A 21,755-nucleotide genomic window follows, 5' to 3' on the forward strand; every position below is an offset into this window, starting at 1 on the left:
AGGTCACGGGCAGGTAAAGCCCGCATCTCCCTTCGGTCGACACTCACGGATGTGACACGTCTCGCCCTGTGGACCCCTAGACTGCATCCACCCTCGCCGCTGGTGCGTGGAACGAACGGAGTTGTGTGTGGTTTCGCGACTGATAGCGCTGGCGGTGGTGACAGCAGCCCTGCTGTCCCCGGCCGCTGCGTTCGCCGACGAGACGTCATCGCCGAGTCCCTCCTCGAGTCCGTCGGCCCCGGCCGACGCTCCCGTGGGGGACGGTACGGCGATCGACGTCACCCTGAGCGATGACTCGAAGAAGGTGGACGGCCAGCCGGCGCCGATCGAGGGCGTGACGCTCACCGTCACGACCGACGACGGCACCGAGGTCGGTGAGGACGTCACCGACGCCGAGGGCAAGGCCAGCATCCCGCTGCCCGGCGGTGGCACCTACACCGTCACGCTGGACGAGGACACGCTCCCGGAGGGCATCGAGCTCGACAGCAAGACCCGCACCGAGCTCGAGGTCCGCGTCCTGATCAGCGGCTCGGCCACCATCGCGGCGTTCCCGATCGGTGTCCAGGCGGCCGACACGACCGGCTTCGCCACGAAGCTGATCGACTCGATCGTGTCGGGCATCAAGTTCGGATTGATCATCGCGCTCGCCGCGCTCGGGCTCTCGCTGATCTTCGGCGCGACCGGGCTCACGAACTTCGCCCACGGCGAGCTGATCACCCTCGGTGGCGTGGTGACCTACTGGTTCAACCGCGATGCGGGGCTCCCGGTGATCCTCGCCGGCCTGGCCGCGGTGCTGGTGTCCGCGCTGTTCGGCTATGCCCAGGACCGCGTCCTGTGGCGACCGCTGCGGCGCCGTGGGACCGGCCTCATCGCGATGATGATCGTGTCGATCGGCTTCGCGCTCTTCCTGCGCAGCATCTTCCAGTACACCTTCGGCGGGTCGACCCAGACCTACGACCAGTACGTCGCCCAGGTCCGGCACTCGTGGGGCCCGATCCACCTGAACGACAAGGAGATCGCGATCATCGTGATCTCGCTGGTCGTCATCACCGCGGTCTGCATCGCCATGATGAAGACCCGGATGGGCAAGGCCATGCGCGCGGTGTCGGACAACCCGGCGCTGTCGGCCTCGTCCGGCATGCGGGTCGACAGCGTCATCCGCAACGCCTGGATCCTGGGCACGGCCCTGACCGGCCTGTCCGGCGTGCTGCTCGGGCTCAACAGCCAGGTCAGCTTCCAGAACGGCGGTCGGATGCTGCTCCTCGTCTTCGCCGCGGTGACCCTCGGCGGTCTCGGCACGATCTGGGGCGCCCTGCTCGGGTCGCTGGTGATCGGCATCATCGTCGAGGTCGGTCCGACGTTCGGCGTTCCGTCGTCCATCAAGGAGGTCGGTGCGCTCGTCGTGCTCATCCTCATCCTGCTGGTCAGGCCGCAAGGCATCCTCGGCCGCCGAGAGCGGATCGGGTAGAGGGGACACGGACATGGACTTCCTGGAAATTCTCCGCACCGCCCTGCAGCAGGCGCTCGGTCCGACGGCCATCGTCTACGTGCTGGCGGCCATCGGCATCAACGTGCACTTCGGCTACACCGGACTGCTCAACTTCGGCCAGTCCGGCTTCATGGCCGTCGGGGCCTACGGCCTCGCCGTGACCGTGGTCATCCTCGACGGGTCGTTCTGGCTCGGCGTGGCGGTCTCGTTCGTCGCGGCCCTGGCCCTGGCCATCGTGCTGGGTCTGCCGACGCTCCGGTTGCGGGCCGACTACCTGGCGATCGTGACGATCGCGACCTCCGAGGCGCTCCGACTGGTCTTCGGCTCGGTCGAGATGAAGGACACCTTCGGCGGCTCGAACGGCCTGACCGGCTACTCGAAGGTCTACAAGGACCTGAACCCGTACTCGGACGGGATCGACCTCGGCTTCATCAGCTACCGGCGCGACGACCTGTGGAACATCACGGTCGGCTGGAGCCTGGTGGCGATCTGCTGCCTCGTGGTGTGGGCGCTCATGCGCAGCCCCTGGGGCCGCGTCCTGCGCTCGATCCGTGAGGACGAGGACGCCGTCCGCTCGCTCGGCAAGAACGTCTTCGCCTACAAGATGCAGGCGCTGATCCTGGGCGGCATGATCGGCGGGCTCGCCGGTCTCTTCTTCGCCCTCAAGCAGGCGTCGGTGGTCCCGACCGACTACAACACCAACCTGACCTTCCTCGCCTACACCGCCCTGCTCGTCGGCGGCGCGGCGCGGGTCCTCGGGCCCGTGGTCGGTGGCGTGATCCTGTGGTTCCTGCTGTCCGGCCTGGGCGCGACGTTCGGCCAGATGACCAGCGGGCCCGACCCCATCCTGCCGACCTGGCTGATGGACTCGTCCCAGTCCAGCCTGACCCGCTTCATCGTCACCGGACTGGCACTCATGCTGCTGATGATCTTCCGACCTCAGGGGATCTTCGGCGATCGAAGGGAGATCGCGATCGATGGCCGCTGAACTCACCGCGGCGCAGGCCGCGCTCGCCCAGGTGGCGACGGACCCGGGCGCCAAGAAGCCGGACCCGATCGTCGTCGGCAGCGGGATCACCCGCACCTTCGGCGGGCTGAAGGCCGTCGACGTCGAGCACATCGAGATCCAGCGGGGCGTCATCACCGCGCTGATCGGCCCCAATGGTGCCGGCAAGACGACGCTGTTCAACCTGCTGACCGGCTTCGACGAGCCGAACAGCGGCCAGTGGAGCTTCAACGGCAACGCCCTGCAGAGCGTGTCGGCCTACAAGGTCGCCCGGCTCGGCATGGTGCGCACCTTCCAGCTGACCAAGGTGCTCGCCAAGCTGACGGTCATCGAGAACATGCGTCTCGGTGCGACCGGCCAGAAGGGCGAGAAGTTCTGGCTGGCGCCGTTCAAGTGGCTCTGGAAGGGCCAGGAGGACGAGATCACGTCCCGTGCGGACGACCTGCTCGCCCGCTTCAAGCTCGACGCCAAGCGGGAGGACTTCGCGGGCTCGCTCTCCGGCGGTCAGCGCAAGCTCCTCGAGATGGCGCGCGCGCTGATGGTCGACCCCGAGCTGATCATGCTCGACGAGCCGATGGCCGGCGTGAACCCCGCGCTCAAGCAGTCGCTGCTCGGACACGTGCAGTCGCTGCGCGACGAGGGCCGCACCGTGCTGTTCGTCGAGCACGACATGGACATGGTGCGCCACATCTCCGACTGGGTGATCGTCATGGCCCAGGGGCAGATCGTGGCCGAGGGCACCCCGCAGTCGGTCATGGCCGACCAGCGGGTCATCGACGCCTACCTGGGCGCCCACCACGACACCGACCTGAGCGAGCTCGACGAGGCTGCGCTCGAGGCCGAGGTCGAGGCGGAGATCAAGGAGGAGCAGGCATGAGCGAGAACTCCACCGAGCGCGAGAACCACCTCGCGCACGCCGACGGCGCCGTACTCCGCGCCGACAACCTGATCGCCGGCTACCTGCCGGGGGTCAACATCCTCAACGGCGCCGACCTCTACTGCCAGCCCGGCGAGCTGGTCGGCATCATCGGCCCGAACGGCGCCGGCAAGTCCACCCTGCTCAAGGCGCTCTTCGGCCTGGTCAAGGTGCACACCGGCCAGGTGCTGCTGAAGGGCGACGACATCACCAACCAGCGCGCCGACCAGCTGGTCACCAAGGGGATCGGCTTCGTGCCGCAGACCAACAACGTGTTCCCGAGCCTGACCATCGAGGAGAACCTCGAGATGGGCTGCTACCAGGCTCCGGGCACGTTCACGGAGCGGTTCGACTTCGTGACCGACCTGTTCCCGACCCTCGGCACCCGCCGCAAGCAGCGCGCGGGGTCGCTCTCCGGTGGTGAGCGGCAGATGGTCGCGATGGGCCGCGCCCTGATGATGAACCCCTCCGTGCTGCTGCTCGACGAGCCCTCCGCGGGTCTCTCGCCGGTCATGCAGGACGAGGTGTTCGTCCAGACCCGCAAGATCAACAAGGCCGGCGTCTCCGTGATCATGGTCGAGCAGAACGCCAACCGCTGCCTGCAGATCTGCGACCGCGGCTACGTCCTCGACCAGGGCCGCAACGCCTACAGCGGCACCGGCAAGTCGCTCGCCGGCGACCCGAAGGTCATCGAGCTCTACCTCGGCACCCTCGGCGCGGCCAGCTGAGGCAGCACCCGTACGACGCAGCAACACCCCACACAGGGCCCGGGAGCATCGCTCCCGGGCCCTGTGGCGTTCTCGGACGCGGCCCCACGGGGGTACGACGTCCTGCGTCGCGACGTGCGTCCGCGGGCACGGGGCGCCGGCTGCTGCCCCCGCCCGCCGGTCAGGCGCGGCCGGGCCGGGATGAGAGTTTCATCGGCTGGCCGATGAAACTCACGCCGGGACGACAAACCTTCATCGTCCCGGCGTGAGGTCTGTCGGCCAGCCGATGAAACTCTCCGAGCGAGCCAGTGCGACCCGGTGCGACCCGGTGCAGGGACGTGCGACCCAGCGCAGGGCGGACACGGCGGGCCGAGGCAGGTGCCCCGGGCATGACGAAGGGCCCCGGAGCGGTGCTCCGGGGCCCTTCGGTGGTGCGGGGTGCTGCTGAGTACTGCTGGGATCAGATGTTGCCGGAGATGTACTCGACCGGCGAGATCTTGTTCTCGGCGTCGTACTCGTAGATGCCGATGGACGCGGCGGTCGGGCTGCCGGTCTCACCGAGCTCGATCGGACCGGAGACACCGTCGTAGTCGATGTCGGCGGCCGGGTCGGCCTCGAGCAGGGCGGCGCAGTCGGCGAAGGTGGTGCACTTCTCGCCACCGGTGGTGACGTCGACGAGCTTGCTGGCGATGGCCTCACCCGCGTCGCTCTGGGCCGCGATGGCCGCCAGCGCCGAGGTCACGACGGCGTCGTACGACTCCGCCGAGTAGGAGTAGTCGGTCAGCTTCGGGTCGACACCCTTCAGGCGGTCCTTGAAGTCGCCCGCGGTCTCGGCGCCCGGGATGGTGCCCTTGGTGCCCTCGAGGGTGCCCGCCGGGAGCGGGACGCTGGCCTCGGAGCTGTAGTCGGCGGTGTTGCCGTCGACGAAGTAGGTCGGCAGGTCCTTGGGTCCGGCACCCGCGGAGACGAGCTGCGGGATGATCGAGGTGGTCTCCTCGAACGCGACCAGGACGACGGCGTCGGCACCGGCGCCGGCGATCTCCTGCACCTGGGTGTCGAAGGTCTGCGCCTTCTCGCCGTAGAACTCGGTGAGCGCGACCGCGGAGCCCTGGGCCTCCAGGTTCTTCTTGATCTCCGAGGCGAGGGTCTCGCCGTACGCGTCCTGACGGGCCAGGATCGCGACGTTCTTGCGGCCGTCCTTGACCAGCAGGTTCGCGAGGACCGCGCCCTGCAGGATGTCGGACGGAGCGGTGCGGAAGTACAGGTCGGGCTTGGAGTAGTCGCCCTCGTCGAACGCCGTGGAGGTGTTCGCGGGGGAGTACATGACGACGCCCGCCGACATGATCTTGTCGATGGCGGTCAGCGAGACACCGGACGAGGCCGCACCGACGATGACGTCGGAACCGGCGTCGATCAGCTTGTCGGACTCGGCGGGGGCGATGCCCGAGTCGGCGTCACCGGAGTCACCGCGCACGTGCACGACGTCCTTGCCGAGCACGCCGCCGGCCTCGTTGATCTCCTTGACGGCCAGGTCGACGCCAGCGAACTCCGGCGGGCCGAGGAAGGCCAGGCTGCCGGTGGCCGGCAGCAGGGAGCCGAACGTCAGGGTGCCGTCGCCCTCGGCGACGGGCTCGGCCGAGCTGCTGCTGCTCTCGCTGGGCGAGTCGTTCGACTCGGCGTCGCTGCTGCTGTCCTCGCTGCCGCAGGCGGCCAGCACCAGGGCGCTCGCGGCGGTCACGGCCGCCAGGCGAAGAGTCAGGGTATTGCGCTTCATCTATCCTCCGGGGTTCTCACGAAGCACCATGCGGGCATGGGCACCAGCAAGCACCGTAGTGCGGTGGGAGGGGTTTGGGAGCCGGGTCTGTGACCTGAACCCTTTTGTGGCCGTTTTGTGACCAAGCAGGATGTTTTGAGGCCGGAGAGCCCGCGCTCAGTGAAAGGCCGCGACCGTGGTCACCAGCACCGGAGCGATGAGCAGGGCCGGCAGCAGGTCCGCCACGGCCACCTCCCGGACCCGCAGCAGCCGCAGTGCCACGCCCACCAGGAGCAGTCCGCCGACCGCGGTGACGGCGGCCAGGTGCGCGTCGGGGAGCACGTCGCCGAGCGCCAGCCCGAGCAGCGTCAGGCTGCCTTGCACGGTCACGACGGTCACGATGCTGGCCGCGACGCCCCAGCCGAAGGACGCCGCGAAGGCGATCGCCGCGAAGCCGTCGAGCGCCGACTTCAGGAACAGCTGGTCGGCGCCGTTGCCGAGTCCGTCGTTCAGCGATCCCAGGATGGTCAGCGGTCCGGTGCAGAACAGCAGCGACGAGGCCACGAAGCCCTCGATGAAGCGCTGCCGCTCGGCCGATCCGGTCTGGCCGACGAGGCGGCGCTGCAGCCAGCCCCCGAAGGAGCCGACGCCGCGCTCGATGCCGAGTAGCGAGCCGACGATCCCGCCGACGAGGAGCGACCCGAGGACGATGAGCATCGGGGCGCTGTCCCCGACCTCGTCCGAGAACGCGGGGTCCAGCACGGCCGTCGCCGACGTCGCCGCGATGAGCAGCGTGACCAGTCCGAGCGCGTCGGTGACCACCTCGCGGGTGCGGGTCGGCAGCCGGTTGCCGAGCAGCAGGCCGAGCAGCGCACCGACCAGCACGGTCGCCACGTTCACGACCGTTCCGATCCCTGGGATCACCCCACACCCTCCTCTGCCGTCCGCGGCCTGCAGAGAGTAGCCTCGCCCCCGAGGAGCCGCGTTCACGGGGACAGACAGCGCGCTCGCCACACCAGGAAGGCGTGGAAGGCGATGGACCGATGATGCGCACACTGGTGACGCTGCGCAGTGCCGCGATCACCGACGCGCCGTTCCTGGCCACCCTGTGGGCCGACACGCTCCGCCGCGCCGACCGCCAGGAGCAGATCGCCGATCTCGAGGTGATCATCAAGAACGCGACGCAGTCACCGGACGAGAAGCTCGTCGTCGCCGAGTACGACGGCAGTCCCGCGGGTGCGGTCTACCTGCGGCTGACGACGCTCAGCGCCCTCAACCTGGAGCCGACCGTGCAGGCGCTGTCGCCGCACGTGCTGCCCGAGTACCGGCGCCACGGTGTCGGACGCACCCTCATGGAGGCGGCGGTCACCTTCGCCGAGGAGCTCGGCATCGGCCAGGTCGCCACGGCGGCGGCGTCGAGCTCGCGCGACGGCAACCGCTTCATGGCGAGGCTGGCGTTGGGGCCGCAGGCGGTCCTCCGGGTCGCCCCGACCCATGCCGTCCGGGCGCGACTGGTCGCCCAGCGACCCAGCCTGCACCGCGGCGGCGGTCGCCAGCTCGGCCAGGTGCTGGCCGCCCGGCGCTCGCTCAAGCGCTCGCAGGCCGCGCCCGACGCGGGCTGAACCGGCGCTACAGCCCCACGCGCTCGCGGGGGATCAGCGAGCAGGTGATGCGCGAGGTGCAGACGCGCTTGCCGTGCTCGTCGGTGATGACGACCTCGTAGGCGGCCGAGGAGCGACCGAGGTGGATGGCGGTGGCCACGCCGGTGACGAGCCCGCCGGTGGCCGAGCGGTGGTGGGTGGCGTTGATGTCGACGCCGACGGCGACCTTGTCGGGGTGGGCGTGGATCGCCGAGCCGATCGAGCCGAGCGTCTCGGCGAGCACGACCGACGCGCCCCCGTGCAGCAGGCCGTAGGGCTGGGTGTTGCCGGCGACCGGCATGGTCGCGACGACCCGCTCGGCGGAGATCTCGACGAGCTCGATGCCCATCTTCTCGTTCAGCCCGCCCATGCCCTCGGGCATCGCGGCGACGTACTCCTCGATCGACAGCTGCTCGCTCATGGCCCCATCCTGCCTGTCGGCGGGCGCCGCTAGAGTCGGCGGGTGCCTGAGTCGACCCGTCCGCGCCTGCTCCTCCTCGACGGCCACTCGCTGGCCTACCGCGCGTTCTTCGCGTTGCCGGTGGAGAACTTCTCCACGACCACCGGCCAACACACCAACGCCGTCTACGGCTTCGTGTCGATGCTGGTCAACGTGCTGCGCGACGAGCAGCCGACCCACGTCGGGGTGGCCTTCGACGTCTCGCGCCAGACCTTCCGGCTCGAGCAGTACTCGGAGTACAAGGCGAAGCGCAACAAGACCCCGGGGGAGTTCAGCGGCCAGCTGCCGATCCTCGAGCAGGTCCTGGACGCCTTCGGCATCACCTTCTTGAAGAAGGACGGCTTCGAGGCCGACGACATCATCGCCACCCTGACGACGCAGGCGCTCGCGGACGGCATGGAGGTGCTGATCCTCACCGGCGACCGCGACTCCCTGCAGCTGGTGACCGCCGACTCGACCGTGCTCTACCCCATGCGCGGGGTCTCCGACCTGGCCCGGATGACGCCCGAGGCGGTCGAGACCAAGTACGGCGTGCCGCCCCACCGTTACCCCGAGCTCGCGGCGATCGTCGGCGAGACCTCCGACAACCTGCCCGGGGTGCCCGGCGTCGGCCAGGGCTTCGCGGCGAAGTGGATCAACACCTACGACGGCCTCGACAACGTCATCACCCACGCCGACCAGATCACCGGCAAGAAGGGCGAGTCGCTGCGCGAGCACCTCGGCGACGTGATCCGCAATCGCCAGCTGAACGCCCTGGTCCGCGACCTCGACCTGGAGAAGGTCCCCAGCGAGCTGGTCCTCGCCCCCTGGGACCGCCAGGCCGCGCTCACCCTCTTCGACGACCTGGAGTTCCGCGGTGAGCTGCGTCAGCGCACCATCGACACGCTCAGCCCGGAGGAGGAGGCCCCCGTGGACGAGGGAGGCTTCGAGCTGTCCGGTCGCCGCCTGCCGGCCGGTGAGGTCGCCGACTTCCTCGGCGGCCTGGGTGCGCAGCACGTCGGGGTCCACGTGCGCGGCAGCTGGGGGTCCGGCACCGGTGCGGTCGAGGGCCTCGCGATCGCCGACGTCACCGGGCTCGCGGCGTACGTCGACGCGGCTGACCTGACCCCCGAGGACGACGCCGCGCTGGGGGCCTGGCTGGCCGACCCGGAGCGACCCAAGGTGCTCCACGACGCCAAGGGTCCCCGGCACGCCCTGGCCGCCCAGGGCTGGACGCTGGCCGGCCTGGTCAGCGACACCGCGCTCGCCGCCTACCTGGTCCAGCCCGACCAGCGCTCCTACAACCTGGGCGACCTCACCCTGCGCTACCTGCGTCGCGAGCTGCGCACCGAGAGCGAGCCCGACCAGGGGATGCTCTTCGACGAGCCGGTCGAGGGCGGCGACGACGTCGCGGAGACGGCGATGCTGCACGCCCGTGCGGTCATCGACCTGGCCGAGGCGCTCGACGGTGAGGTCGAGCAGGCCGGGGGCACCCGGCTGCTCGCCGAGGTCGAGCTTCCGCTCGTCCAGCTGCTCGGCCAGCTGGAGACGACCGGCATCGCGGTCGACACCGATCACCTGGAGCAGCTGGAGGGTCACTTCGCCGCCGAGGTGCGGCAGGCGGCCGACGAGGCGTTCGCGGTGATCGGCAAAGAGATCAACCTCGGCTCGCCCAAGCAGCTGCAGGTCGTGCTCTTCGACGAGCTCGGCATGCCCAAGACCAAGCGCACCAAGACCGGCTACACGACCGACGCGGATGCGCTGCAGGCGCTCTACGTGAAGACCGAGCACCCGTTCCTGCTCCACCTGCTCCGCCACCGCGACGTGATCCGGCTCCGCCAGACCATCGAGGGTCTGCTGAAGACGGTGCAGCCCGACGGGCGCATCCACACGACGTTCAACCAGATGATCGCGGCGACCGGTCGGCTCTCCAGCACCGACCCGAACCTGCAGAACATCCCGATCCGCACCGAGGAGGGCCGCCGGATCCGGGAGGCCTTCGTCGTCGGTCCCGGCCACGAGTCGCTGATGACGGCCGACTACAGCCAGATCGAGATGCGGATCATGGCCCACCTCTCGGAGGACGAGCTGCTGATCGAGGCGTTCCGGTCCGGTCAGGACTTCCACTCCATCACCGCCGCGCGGGTCTTCGACGTCCCGGCCGATGCGGTCACGGTCGAGATGCGGGCCAAGATCAAGGCGATGAACTACGGGCTCGCCTACGGCCTGTCCGCCTTCGGTCTGAGCGGCCAGCTCGGCATCGAGCCGGCCGAGGCCCGGGGGCTCATGGACGAGTACTTCCAGACCTTCGGCGGCATCCGCGACTACCTCCAGGGCGTGGTCGACGAGGCGCGCAAGTCCGGCTTCACCGAGACGATCATGGGCCGCCGGCGTCAGCTGCCCGACCTCACCAGCGACAACCGGATGCGCCGTGAGTCGGCGGAGCGGATGGCCCTCAACGCCCCGATCCAGGGCTCGGCCGCCGACCTGATCAAGATCGCGATGCTCGACGTCGAGCGCGCGATCCAGGCCGCCGGACTGCAGTCCCGGATGCTCCTGCAGGTCCACGACGAGCTCGTGCTGGAGGTCGCCCCGGGGGAGCGGGAGGAGCTGGACGCCCTCGTCCGCGCCCAGATGGGCGGTGCCGCCGAGCTGGCGGTCCCGCTCGACGTCTCCGTCGGCACCGGCCGGAGCTGGCACGAGGCCGCCCACTGAGTCGACGGCTACGGCGGGTTCGGCCCCGGATGACGGAGTCCCCGCCTAGGGTGGGGCGGCGCGCGGAGGCGCCACCAGGACAGGAGGAGTCGTGGGCACGAAGTTTGCACGGGGACGCACCGGCAGGGCAGGGCTGATCGCCCTTGTGGTGACGGTGTCCCTCGCCGGGTGCAGCTGGGTCAAGGACCCGGACGCGGACCAGCCGGACGCGGAGACCTCGGCGTCGACTTCGGCGCAGCCGCTGCCCGACGAGCGACCGACAGCAGTGCCCACCGCCTTCAACAGCCCGGGCTCGACGACCTTCGCCGAGACGGGCGTGCTGGCGGTCGGTGCCGGTGAGGACACGGTGATCACCGTGTCGGCCGGCAGCGCCATCGGACGGGTGCTGCCGTCCCTGAAGTCGGCCTACACGCTCACCACGACCGACGGTCAGTTCACCGACCTCGAGGTCGATCGCGCGGCCGGCGTCGGCATCCTCCTCGAGGCGGCCAACGAGGCAGGGAGTGGCACCTACATCGGCGAGGACACCTTCACGATCACCCGGTTCGACCTCCAGAGCGGTGAGCTGCTCGACGTCGCGACCGCCGTACTGCCGCAGGATCCCGAAGGGGAGGCGCTGCCGGCGACCGCTCGCATCGCCGGCGTCACCGGCGACGTCGTGGTCATCGAGACGGCGGTCGGGCAGACCGGCAGCCGGGCAGCGCTCGCGGTCGACATCGAGCTCGACGACGTGCTGTGGCGCCAGCGCCCGGCACGGGTTCTCGACGTCACCGACGACGTGGTGGTGCTCAACACCGGTCTCGCACAGCGGCCGGGGGCCGTCGAGGCGGTCGGGCTCGAGTCGGGCGACCCGGAGTGGCGCTCGCTGCGCGGCACCGTCGACGCCACCGCGATCGGTCACACCGACGACGCCGTGACGGTGGTGCGCTCGCTCGGCGCCGGCACCGAGCCGGCGATCGTCCCGCTCGACCTCGAGACGGGCGAGCCCGGCGCTCCGACCGAGACCGCCCGCTGGAACTGGGCGTGCGGTGCGACCTCGGGGACCGTGCGGGTGTGCACCATGGCCGACGACGACGACGTCGTCGGGTGGGACCTCGAGACGGGTGAGCCGGCGTGGTCGTTGCCCGACGAGGAGCGGTTCGCGCCGCTCGTCACGCTGGTCCAGGACGACCTGGTCTACGGGATCCTGGACAGCGGGGTCGGGGTCGTCCTGAACGCACGCACCGGAGCCGACGTCGCGAGCGACACCGGTGCCGGCCCGGTCGCGGTGAACGACTGGGGCGGGGTGCTGCTCTACCAGGACGTCGCGGTGTTCCTGCCCGCCTTCGAGGCCGGGGACAGCACGGACCCGGGGAGCACGCCGTCCGGGGCGGACGGCTCCGAGAGCCCGAGCGAGAGCCCGAGCGAGTCGTTGAGCGACGAGCCCGCGAGCCAGAGCCCGTCGCCGACAGGGACGGTCAGCCCGGAGGGCTGACCGCGGGCGCCAGCCCGCCGGGGGGCACCGAGACCAGGCGGTTCATCCGCCACAGGCTCAGCACCAGCAGGCCGACGAGCAGCACGCCGTCGACCAGCGCGACGGTCGCCAGCAGCCCGCCGAGCGAGCCCAGGGCGGCGCCGACGGTGACCAGCACCACCACGGCCGCCCAGATCAGGTAGGCGGTCCGGGTGCCCTGCCGAGCCAGCACCGAGTAGACCAGCAGCTGGAGCATGGACAAGAAGGTCCCGAGCATCGCGAAGAGCCACAGCAGCGAGCTGACCTCGTCGTACTCGTGGCCGCCGACGAAGAGCATCGCCAGGTCGGGGAGCAGCAGGACTCCGAGCATCGTGGCGACGCCGAGCGCGAGGACGAGCACGAGACTGCGCAGCAGGGTCGCGCGGCGTTCGCTGACCGTCGACATCGCCGGGAAGGCGACCACCACGACGAACTGGGGCAGGAACAGAGTCGCCTTGGTGAGGATCAGGCCACCGGCGTAGAGGCCCGCGTCGTGGGAGTCCAGGACGTTGCGGGCGACCAGGATGTCGATGTTGCTCAGGACGAAGAAGGCCAGCAGGGCCATCGAGGCGTGGAAGGTCTCCCGGGTCACCGCCCGACCTGCGTGCTCGGGGCTGTGCTCGCCCGCGTCGCGCGGGCGGCGGAGTGCGATCCACCCGGCCGCGACGGGGGCGAGAAGGCCGAGGAGGACGCCGAGCATCGCCGCGCTCTCGCTGGGCTCGATCGCGATGCAGATCGAGCCGATGAGCAGCCGCGGGACACCGACACCGAGGTAGACGAGCCCGAGCGGCAGCCAGCGCCGTTCGCCCTGCAGGATGCCGGCCTGGCCGCCCTGGATGGTGAGCGGCACTGCGGCGAGCGCGATGAAGACGGCCGGCCACACACTGTCGAGACGCAGCACGCGGTGGACCAGAGGAGCAGCCAGCAGCATCACCGCCCCCACCACCAGCGCCGCCCGGTAGGTGACGGCCATGATGACCCGCTCGATCTGCGCCACGTTCGCGGGGGTCGCCGAGATCCGGCGGGCCGCGGTCGCCTGGAGACCGAGCTGGACCACGGCGAGCACCATCAACAGCGCCATCAGGCTGGCGACCGCGCCGTACTCGGTCGGGCCGAGACGACGGGCCGCGACCAGCTGGTAGCCGTAGGTCGAGATGTTCATGACCGCCATCGCGACGGCGATGCCGGCGCCTCCGCGGAGTAGGCCTCTCAGCCCGCCCGGACGTGGGGCGGGACGGTCGGTCGTCGTCGTCACCGGCTCATCGTACGGCCGGGCCTGTCAGTACGGGTCCGCTTGGTCGTGGTGGCCCAGCGCGCGGGCCAGGGCCGCGAGACGCAGCCTCAGGAGCACCTTGACGAGGAGGTTGCGACCCCACCAGGGCAGCTCCTTCAGCACGCGCAGCCGGTCGGTGAGACGCGGCCGGGCCACTTCCAGTCGGGCGAGCGAGCCGACCCGTCCGCAGTAGCGCAACGTGCCGCTGGTCGCGAGCTCGCGCACCAGCGCCGTGGTCACGCCCAAGGAGGAGAACGCGTCGTGCACCAGGACGGTGCCGCCCGCGACGACGTGCTCGGACCAGCGCAGGTCGTCCCGGCAGGTCCAGTAGTCGTGCTTGCCGTCGACGTAGACGAGGTGGAGCGCGCCGTGCCAGCCGGCGCGGACCTCGGCGCTCGTCGCCACCCGGAGGTCGACGACGTCGGCGAGAACGGCTCCCGCGAGGTTGGCCCGGAACGCGGCCTCCGTGCCGGCGGCGCCGTAGCGCCAGTCGTCCGGGAACGGGTCGACCGCCACCAGCCGGGCTGCGGGGGGCAGCGCGGCGGCCAGCATCACGGCCGAGCGCCCGTGGTGGCTGCCGATCTCGACCACGGTCGAGCCGGGAGGTACGGCGGCCGCGGCGTCGTACAGGCACCGCGCCTGGTCCTCGGTCAGCCACCCGGGCAACCGGTCGGCGACGGCGTACGCCTCGGTGACGGAGAGACCTCTAGGCTGCACCCGCGCAGCATAGGGAGGGGCGTTGATGACCGACACACCGCGGACGTCCCTCCCCTGGCGCCCCGTCGTCCTCGACGTGTGGCCGGCCGTGCTCGCGGTGCTGCTCTGCTGGCCCCTCCTGGCTGGTGCGGGGCACCCGCTCGCCCGCGACCTGGTCTTCGTCCCACACCAGCCGTGGACCGACGCCAGCATCGGGTTGGGGGAGTCGGCGCCCCGTGCGGTCCCGTTGGACGCCGTGGTCTCGCTGCTCACCGCTGTGGTCGACGGGGGAGTGCTGGCGCGGATCGTCCTCCCCCTGGGCCTGGCGCTGGCGGGCTGGGGCACGCACCGGCTGGTGCGCGGACTCGGCACCGTGGGGCGGCTGGTCGCCGGGGGCGCCGCCGTCTGGAACCCGTACGTCGTGGAGCGGACCTCGCTCGGTCAGTGGGCCCTGCTCCTGGGCTATGCCGCCCTGCCGTGGCTGCTCGTCGCGGCCCGGCGCTTCCGCGAGGACGGTCGCGCCCGCGACCTGGGCGGCGCCGTCTGCTGGTTGGCCGTTGCGTCGTTGACACCGACCGGGGGGCTGCTCGGGTGTGCAGCGGTCCTGGTGGCCGGGACCGGGCGTGCTCGCCGGACCGGCTGGCTGGTCGCCGTGTGCGTGCTCCTGCAGCTGCCGTGGGTGGTGCCGTCGCTCGTCGGAACGGGAGGCGGTGGTACCTCCGATCCCGCCGGCGTCGCCCTCTTCGCCGCTGGGGCGGAGGGCCCGCCGGGCCTGCTCGGGACCGTGGTCGCGCTGGTCGGTGGCGGTGGGATCTGGGACGCCGGCAGCGTGCCCGCCAGCCGCGACCTGGTCTGGGGCCCCCTGGCCGCCGTCGCAGCCCTGGTCGCCCTGCTGCTCGGCCGCCGACTGCTACGGGACGTGCTCGAGCTGCGTCGGTTGGCCGGCCTGGCCGCGGGGGGCCTCGCCGTGGCACTCGCCTCGAGCCTGCCGAGCGGCGAGTCGCTGATGGAGATCCTGGTGGAGCACGCCCCCGGCGCAGGCCTGCTTCGTGACGCGCAGAAGTTCCTGGCGCCGTACGTCGTGCTGGTGGCGGTCGCAGCCGGGGCCACTGCCCACCGTGCGGTCCGGGCGGTTGCTGCTCGTGGGCCCGAGGTGGTCCTTGGGGTGGCGACGCTGGCGGTCGTGGCGCCCCTGATGCTTCTCCCGGACGGGGCCGGGGAGACCTGGCCCACCGTCGACCCGGTCACGTACCCGTCCGGCCTCGACGCCGTGGCCGAGCGGATGGACGCCGAGGGCGACGGCGACGTGGCCACGCTTCCGTGGCGGTCCTACCGGCGCTTCGCCTGGGGGCACGGCCAGGTCTCGTCGGACCCGGCCGTGCGGTGGTTCGACCGTGGGGTGGTGGTCTCCGACGACCTCGTCGTGGGGGACAAGGTCGTGCGGGGCGAGAGCGCCCGGTCGCACCGGATCGGGGTGGCGCTCGCGGCCGGCCCGGTGGCACCTGCCCTGGCGGCCGAGGGGGTCGGCTGGGCGCTGGTCTACCGCGACGACCCGGCGACGCCGGACCTCGACCTCGCGGGTCTCGAGGAGGTCTACGTCGACGACGACCTGCTTCTGTTCCGCGTTCCCGGAGCGGAGCCCGGTCCAGCGTCCACCTCCCTGGCCAGGGCCGTCGTGCTCGCGGCGGACTCGCTGGCCCTCCTCGTCCTGCTCAGCGGAACGGCCGCCGTCGCCGTTTCGGCGCGGCGTGCCCGGAAGCCTCCGCGCTAGGCCTGTGGCTGCTATGGTCTTCTCAGTACTGGAAGAGGGAGAACCAACGTGCTGATCTTCGTCAAGCTGCTCGCGCCGGCGCTCATCGGTGGCGCCACCGCTGCTGCTGTCACTTTCGGCGCTGTCCAGGTGCAGACCAGCCCTCCCGACAGCAACCCGGCCCAGACCGAGATCATCAACTACGGCGACCAGTCCTGACCTGATCGTGGGACGTGGTCCCTCGCAGGACCTCCTCCACCACGTCAGCGGTCGCCTGCCAGGTGAACGTCGCTGATCTCTCGACCGCCCGCGTGCCCATCGCCCGCCGGCGGTCGTGGTCGTTCAACAGGGCGCCCGTGCGCGCCACGAGATCATCGAGATCGTCGGCGAGCTCGCCCGTCAGCCCGTCCGCCACGGCCTCGGCGACGCCGCCCGCCTCCCGGTAGGCCACGGTCGGCGTGCCCTGGACCGCCGCCTCCATCACCGCGAGGCCCCAGCCCTCCTTGACCGAGGGCAGCAGCATCAGCCACGACTGCGCGAGCAGCCGATCGCGCGTGCTTGCGGGCAGGTGCCCGTGCAGGGTGACGTGATCGGCCACCCCGTGGCGGGCGAGGGCCGCCTCCAGTTCCGGACGCCACCAACCGTCACCGATGACGTCGAGGTGCAGGTCGGGATAGTCGGCCAGCAGCCGCTCGACGACGGCGAACGCATGTTCGACCTGCTTGTGCGGCACCAGCCGTGCCAGCACCGAGATCCTCGGGCTGGGTGATCGGCCGGCATCGACGGGCGAGCCACCGACGCCGTTGCGGGCGACGGTCAGCAGCGCCCGGTCGAACCCGATCGCGACCAGGTCGTCGCGGCTCGCGTCGGAGACCGTCAGGATCGGGGTACGCCGGTACAGCGCGGGCGTGAGTCGACGCTCGACGAACCACCCGAATCGGCCCCGCACGTCGGGGTAGATGATCTGCCACTGGCGTCGGTGGACGTGGTGGATCAGTCCCACCACGCCGCGCCGGCGCACCAGCGGCGCACCGAAGGGGAGGCCGTTGATGACGTCGACCACCACGTCGACCCGACGCCGGTGTCGGACCAGCCAGCCGAGCGCCCGCGGGTAGACGGTGAGCCGTCCGCCGGCACGGAGCAGACGGACGCCGTCCAGGTCCGCCTCGGCAGTCGCGCCGTCGGAGCGTGCGCACCGGATCGTCACCTCGTGACCGCGACGGTGCAGCTCGCGGGCGACCTCCTCGACGAAGACCTCCGAGCCGCCGCCGTCGGGGTGCGTCGAGTCCCGCCACGTCAGGAAGACGACCCGCATGTCCCCGGCCCTCAGCGACCGCGCGCGGTCGCGGCGATACGCGTGCACAACGGAGGCGCCAGCCCGAACCCGGTGCTCATCTCGACGCCCAGTGCCGCGAGCTCGCCGGCCGGGGGCTGGACGAACTCCAGTTCGGTCGGGGACGAGATCCAGTCGTCGCCCCACTCGAAGGTGCGCATCAACCCGACGTACCCGCCCGGGTTGGAGCTGACCTCGGCGTACCCGAGCTCGGCCAGGTCACGGACGCCGATCCGGATCTCCCGGGGGGCGACCAGGTCGAACCACCCGCCGGAGAAGGTCCCGGTCTCGTTCACCAGCTGCACCCGCGCGCGGCCGCGTCCGTCGAGCTGGAGCCACACCGACTTCGGGAAGTCGGTGAGGGCCCGGGCGACCTGCACCCGCCCGGCCTCCCCGCTCTCGGCGACCCGGAGGTCGATGACGAGACTCCGGCGCTCGACCAGCTGCCACGTGTCGTAGGTGTCGCCGGTGTTGAGGTAGAGGGCCTCGCAGTCGCCTCGGATCCACAGGTCGTCGGTGTCCCCGCCCGACGGGAGATCGTCGGAGAAGGTCACGAGGTCGGCCTGGGCCCCGGGGGAGAGTCGGTGCTGCACGTCGAGGTAGCGGGCCAGGTGGGGTCCACCACCGGTGAACGCGGCTGCGGAGTAGCCGACCAGCATCGAGGCGGCGACCGACCACGCGGTCAGCAGGCCGGCCAGGACGAGCCCGGCCCGGGCGATCGCGGTCCGACGCTGCTGCAGCCAGCGGGTCAACGCACAGGTGCCGACGGCTCCACCCATGATCAGGGCCGGCACGAACTCGGCGGTGTAGCGGTGCGCGAAGTACCCGTAGGCCATCACGCCGCCGGTGATGAGCACGCCGGTGACGAGCGGAACGCGCAGCCACCGGCGCGCCGCGTCGACACCGGGCCGGAAGAGCACGACGACCGCGATGATGGTCAGCACGAGGAGCCAGGGCATGAACGCCGTTACGCTGCCGGTCCGGTAGCTCTGGTCGATGAAGGCCCCGGCGTACGACGGCGCGGGGTGCGCCGGCAGCGTGACGAACGGGAAGTAGTCGACGATCCGGACGCCGTCGAGCCGGAAGTAGGCCATGAACGCCGTCGGGAAGAACTGCGGTCCGGTGATGGTGCCGCCGTTCGCGTCCAGCGCCTGGCGCCGGTGCTCGTTGAGCTGGGTCCAGACCTGGTCCTCGAGCGGGAACAGGTAGGGGTGGCGGAACTTGACCCAATTGAGCACGATGCCGACGAAGAGCATCAGCACGCCGCCGGCGACCACCGCCGCGCCTGCGCGTCGGCGCTCGGGATGGACCCGACCGGTGAGCAGCCACGCGCCGACGCCGACCGTGGCCAGGCAGACCGCCCAACCGCCGGTCGTGCGGGTCAGCACCGTCGCGACGTCGAAGACCAGGAGCCAGGCGATCGCGGACGGATCGGGAGAGCGCAACACGCGCAGCATCCAGTACATCGCGCCGAGCGCGAGCGGCACCGCCCAGGCGTAGACCTCGTGGTAGGTCCAGGGGAGGGCCGCCACGTAGGTGAGGCTGGTGCCTCCGGTCGCCAGCGCGATGAAGACGCCCATCGAGGCCGCCTCGAAGCGGGCGACGGGCTCGTCCGGGCGCATCAGGTCGCGGACCAGCCAGGTCAGCTTGGTGACCATGACGGCCAGCAGCACGAAGGCCAGCGCCATCGACGCCACGGTCAGGCGGCCGTCGTACTCCGTCGTGGTCTGGAGGATCGGCAGCCGCAGAATCGCCGGCCACGGCCCGAAGTACATGTATTCGCGACCGCCCTCGAGGAAGCCTTCGATCCCGAGCGTGCCCGGAGGGACGTCGAGGTGGCCGTCGAGGAAGGCGCGGCCCTGGGCGTCGAAGAACCCCGAGGCGTAGCCGAGTGAGTTCGCCGTACGCCCGAACCGGGTGCTGTAGTCGACCAGGGTCAGGCCGTAGGCGACCGCGCCGACCAGGAGACCGAGCCCGGTCGCGACGGCGCGACGGCGGGATTCGTCGGTGCTGCGGGGGCCGTCGGGACGACGGTCGCTCAAGCGCGCTCCAGGCGGTAGAGGAACTGGTAGCCGAACAGGGTCGGCCAGGTCCGGGTCGCGGCCCGGTCGGCGACCGCGACCCTACCGGCGATCCGCGCGAGCCGACTCTCCCCACCCGCTCCGCGCTCCAGGACGTCGAACGGCGAACCCACCGTCTCGGCCTCGACGATGCGCAGGCCGCACTGCTGCACGAGACGCTCGAAGCTGCGTCGGGTGAAGAACCGGACATGGCCGTGGTCGAGCAGGCCACGCTGGTCGTAGTCGAAGCGTCCGGCGACCACCCGGGCGCGGGGGTACCAGTGGGCGAAGTTCGGGACGGAGACGAACACCTCGCCGTCGGGCGCCAGCCGGTCGGCGATGTCGAGCAGCAGCGCGGCCGGGTCGATGACGTGCTCGAGGACGTCGCCGGCGACGACGACGCGGTAGTCGCGACCGGCGTCCGCGGGCAGTCCCGCGTTGAGGTCGGCCTCGACGAACTGGTCGACCCGGTCGGCGATGCCGACGTGCTTGACCAGGTCGACGCCCGTCACCCGGTGACCCATCCGGCCGACGAGCCCGGCGAACTGACCGTCGGAGCAGCCGACGTCGAGCACCCGCGCGGGCGCGACGGTGCGCAGCCAGCGCAGCAGGACGCCGTGCGAGGAGTGCTCGCTCGGCTTCAGCTCGTAGGCCTCGGTGTCCGGGCCGGTCGAGGGGGTCTCACCGAAGCCCATCTCGCCGAGGCGGAACTTCACCACGTCGATCGTGACGTCCTTGGCGTACTTCATGCCGTTCACGTAGCAGATCTCGTCACCGTAGTAGGTGGGGATCGGCACCTCGGCGATCTTCTTCCCCTGGGCGTGCAGCCCCAGGATGATCTGGGTGTCGAAGTCGAAGTCGTCGGTGTACGACGCGAGGTCGAGGTCGGCGAGGGCGTCGACGCGATAGGCCCGGTAGCCGCTGTGCCACTCGGTCAGGTCGAGGCCGGCGAGCTTGTTCTGCATCCGGGTCAGCACTCGGTTGCCGAGGTACTTGTACATCGGCATGCCACCGGCCCGGGCGTCGCCGCGCTTCATCATCCGCGAGCCGAAGACCGCGTCGGCCTCGCCGCGGGCGAGCGGGGCGACCAGGTCGCCGATGCACTCCGGGGCGTACTGGCCGTCGCCGTGCAGCAGCACCACGACGTCCAGCTCGTGCTCGATCGCCCAGGCGTAGCCGGTCTTCTGGTTGCCGCCGTAGCCGAGGTTGCGCTCGTGACGGACGACGGTCATCGGAAGCGTCGAGCCGCTCTTGAACTGCAGGCCGACCTGGTAGGTGTCGTCGGAGCTGGCGTCGTCGGACACGAGCACGTGGTCGACGGTCTCGACGAACGACGCGGGCAGGCGCGAGAGTGTCTGGGCCAAGGTGGTCGCTGCGTTGTAGGCCACGACGAGCACCCCGACGCGCAGGCGTGGGCGCTCGACGTCGGACGGCGTGTCGGTGACGACGACGGTGTTGGGCCCGGAGGTCCCCGGGTTGGCCGTCTCGACGGCGCGAGCATCGTGCAGCATCTGTTCTCCCTCACCCCGCCGAGCCGGTCGCGGCCACAGCGGAGTCCCTCGTAGGTGCCTTCCCGGATGTTACTCGGAAGTTTCGTCACCTGTCCGTTTTCGGTGGCATCATCGACACATGCCTGACCTGACGCTGATCGACTTCGCCCGGCTCGGGGCGAACATCGACTCCCAGGCCGCCGCCTACCAGTCGGCGGCGCCCTTCCCGCACATCGTTCTCGACGACGTCCTCACCCCGGCCGCCTTCGACAAGGCCATGGGTGAGTTCCCCGGGATCGAGGACCCGTTCTGGAAGGGCTACATCCACGTCAACGAGACGAAGTACTCCCACACCCAGCCCGACGTGTGGGGCCCGACCCTGCACGACGTGGCGAAGGAGTTCTGCTCGCCGGAGTTCGTGGCGTTCCTGGAGAAGCTCACCGGCATCGAGAACCTGATGCCGGACTGGTCGATGGACGGCGGCGGCCTGCACCAGACCCTGCGCGGCGGTCACCTCAACGTGCACGCCGACTTCACCACGCACCATGACCACGAGAACTGGGCGCGGCGGGTCAACATCCTGCTCTACCTCAACGAGGAGTGGCGCGACGAGTGGGGCGGCAAGCTGGAGCTCTGGGACAAGGACATGACGTCCTGCCAGGCCCGGGTCACTCCCGCCGGCAACCGGATGCTGGTGTTCACCACCGACGTCGACACCTTCCACGGCCACCCCGACGGCCTCACCTGCCCGCCCGACGTGGCCCGCCGGTCGATGGCGCTCTACTACTTCACCGAGGAGGAGAACGCCGTCCGGCGTTCGACCAACTACCAGGCCCGTCCCGAGGAGAGCGTCGCCCGCAAGGCAGCCATCGCTGCGGACCGGACCGCGCTGGACCTCTACGACCGGGCGAAGCGACGGCTGGGCATCTCCGACGAGCGGGTCCAGAAGGCGCTCGCGCGCGTCGACAGGCTGCGCCGCAAGCGCTGAGGGTCGGT

18 protein-coding genes are annotated in these 21,755 nt (G+C 70.8%); 10 read left to right on the forward strand and 8 right to left on the reverse strand.

Annotation, left to right across the window (positions count from 1 at the left end; translation table 11 throughout):
* Window positions 1-253 precede the first annotated feature (253 nt).
* The 4 genes from BLT76_RS10150 to BLT76_RS10165 are packed head-to-tail and all read left to right on the forward strand — an operon-like array spanning window position 254 to window position 4,139.
* Window positions 254-1,468, forward strand: a complete 1,215-nt coding sequence (locus tag BLT76_RS10150) for an ABC transporter permease subunit (protein WP_170867006.1) — start codon at window positions 254-256, stop codon at window positions 1,466-1,468.
* Between the two features lie 13 nt (window positions 1,469-1,481).
* The gene (locus BLT76_RS10155) at window positions 1,482-2,477 is read left to right on the forward strand and encodes a branched-chain amino acid ABC transporter permease (protein WP_090854766.1); all 996 of its coding nucleotides are present in this window, start codon (window positions 1,482-1,484) and stop codon (window positions 2,475-2,477) included.
* Complete coding sequence (locus tag BLT76_RS10160) at window positions 2,467-3,372, forward strand: ABC transporter ATP-binding protein (protein WP_090854767.1); 906 nt, start codon at window positions 2,467-2,469, stop codon at window positions 3,370-3,372. The genes BLT76_RS10155 and BLT76_RS10160 overlap by 11 nt, the downstream gene beginning before the upstream one ends.
* The gene (locus BLT76_RS10165; protein WP_090854769.1) at window positions 3,369-4,139 is read left to right on the forward strand and encodes an ABC transporter ATP-binding protein; all 771 of its coding nucleotides are present in this window, start codon (window positions 3,369-3,371) and stop codon (window positions 4,137-4,139) included. Before BLT76_RS10160 ends, BLT76_RS10165 begins: the two co-directional genes overlap by 4 nt.
* Before the next feature lie 439 nt (window positions 4,140-4,578).
* On the opposite strand, the gene BLT76_RS10170 is transcribed toward BLT76_RS10165, so the two are convergent.
* Window positions 4,579-5,892, reverse strand: a complete 1,314-nt coding sequence (locus BLT76_RS10170) for an ABC transporter substrate-binding protein (protein ID WP_090854772.1) — start codon at window positions 5,890-5,892, stop codon at window positions 4,579-4,581.
* A 156-nt stretch (window positions 5,893-6,048) separates the two neighbouring features.
* Window positions 6,049-6,795 (reverse strand): DUF554 domain-containing protein, encoded by a 747-nt coding sequence (locus BLT76_RS10175; protein WP_170867007.1) that lies wholly within the window; start codon window positions 6,793-6,795, stop codon window positions 6,049-6,051.
* Between the two features lie 119 nt (window positions 6,796-6,914).
* Between BLT76_RS10175 and BLT76_RS10180 the strand changes: the two genes are divergently transcribed.
* Window positions 6,915-7,493 carry a GNAT family N-acetyltransferase gene (locus BLT76_RS10180; RefSeq protein WP_170867008.1) on the forward strand — a complete coding sequence of 193 codons (579 nt, stop codon included), beginning with the start codon at window positions 6,915-6,917 and terminating at the stop codon, window positions 7,491-7,493.
* A gap of 7 nt (window positions 7,494-7,500) precedes the next feature.
* Here BLT76_RS10180 and BLT76_RS10185 read toward each other — a convergent pair whose 3' ends face one another.
* A complete protein-coding gene (locus BLT76_RS10185) occupies window positions 7,501-7,932 on the reverse strand; it encodes a PaaI family thioesterase (protein WP_090854775.1) in 432 nt (143 codons plus the stop codon).
* 42 nt (window positions 7,933-7,974) lie between these two features.
* On the opposite strand from BLT76_RS10185, the gene polA reads away from it, so the two are divergent.
* Together polA and BLT76_RS10195 are read left to right on the forward strand one after the other, a co-directional pair.
* Window positions 7,975-10,665 (forward strand): DNA polymerase I, encoded by a 2,691-nt coding sequence (polA, locus tag BLT76_RS10190; protein WP_090854778.1) that lies wholly within the window; start codon window positions 7,975-7,977, stop codon window positions 10,663-10,665.
* Between the two features lie 148 nt (window positions 10,666-10,813).
* A complete protein-coding gene (locus BLT76_RS10195) occupies window positions 10,814-12,139 on the forward strand; it encodes a hypothetical protein (RefSeq protein ID WP_139175470.1) in 1,326 nt (441 codons plus the stop codon).
* Here the strand turns inward: BLT76_RS10195 and BLT76_RS10200 are convergent.
* On the reverse strand, window positions 12,123-13,412 hold the full coding sequence (locus BLT76_RS10200) for a lipopolysaccharide biosynthesis protein (protein ID WP_139175471.1): 1,290 nt from the start codon (window positions 13,410-13,412) through the stop codon (window positions 12,123-12,125). The genes BLT76_RS10195 and BLT76_RS10200 overlap by 17 nt on opposite strands.
* A 24-nt stretch (window positions 13,413-13,436) precedes the next feature.
* A complete protein-coding gene (locus BLT76_RS10205; protein ID WP_170867009.1) occupies window positions 13,437-14,147 on the reverse strand; it encodes a class I SAM-dependent methyltransferase in 711 nt (236 codons plus the stop codon).
* A gap of 25 nt (window positions 14,148-14,172) precedes the next feature.
* On the opposite strand from BLT76_RS10205, the gene BLT76_RS10210 reads away from it, so the two are divergent.
* Both BLT76_RS10210 and BLT76_RS25685 read left to right on the forward strand, forming a co-directional pair.
* Entirely contained in the window at window positions 14,173-15,897 is a 1,725-nt protein-coding gene (locus BLT76_RS10210) for an MmpA family trehalose lipid delivery protein (RefSeq protein ID WP_170867010.1), read from the forward strand.
* A 48-nt stretch (window positions 15,898-15,945) separates the two neighbouring features.
* Window positions 15,946-16,095: a hypothetical protein gene (locus BLT76_RS25685; protein WP_170867011.1), complete on the forward strand. Its 150-nt coding sequence runs from the start codon at window positions 15,946-15,948 to the stop codon at window positions 16,093-16,095.
* Here BLT76_RS25685 and BLT76_RS10215 read toward each other — a convergent pair.
* Genes BLT76_RS10215 through BLT76_RS10225 form a run of 3 tightly spaced genes read right to left on the reverse strand, consistent with a single transcriptional unit; the run spans window position 16,073 to window position 20,780 of the window.
* Window positions 16,073-17,191, reverse strand: a complete 1,119-nt coding sequence (locus BLT76_RS10215) for a glycosyltransferase family 4 protein (RefSeq protein ID WP_090855605.1) — start codon at window positions 17,189-17,191, stop codon at window positions 16,073-16,075. The genes BLT76_RS25685 and BLT76_RS10215 overlap by 23 nt on opposite strands.
* Window positions 17,192-17,202: 11 nt before the next feature.
* Complete coding sequence (locus tag BLT76_RS10220) at window positions 17,203-19,251, reverse strand: hypothetical protein (protein ID WP_090854790.1); 2,049 nt, start codon at window positions 19,249-19,251, stop codon at window positions 17,203-17,205.
* The gene (locus BLT76_RS10225; RefSeq protein WP_090854791.1) at window positions 19,248-20,780 is read right to left on the reverse strand and encodes a bifunctional glycosyltransferase/class I SAM-dependent methyltransferase; all 1,533 of its coding nucleotides are present in this window, start codon (window positions 20,778-20,780) and stop codon (window positions 19,248-19,250) included. Before BLT76_RS10225 ends, BLT76_RS10220 begins: the two co-directional genes overlap by 4 nt.
* A 118-nt stretch (window positions 20,781-20,898) precedes the next feature.
* Between BLT76_RS10225 and BLT76_RS10230 the strand changes: the two genes are divergently transcribed.
* Window positions 20,899-21,747, forward strand: a complete 849-nt coding sequence (locus tag BLT76_RS10230; RefSeq protein ID WP_090854794.1) for a 2OG-Fe(II) oxygenase — start codon at window positions 20,899-20,901, stop codon at window positions 21,745-21,747.
* The last annotated feature ends 8 nt before the right edge of the window (window positions 21,748-21,755 follow it).

It is taken from the genome of Nocardioides lianchengensis (assembly GCF_900101465.1).
Lineage (GTDB): Bacteria > Actinomycetota > Actinomycetes > Propionibacteriales > Nocardioidaceae > Nocardioides > Nocardioides lianchengensis.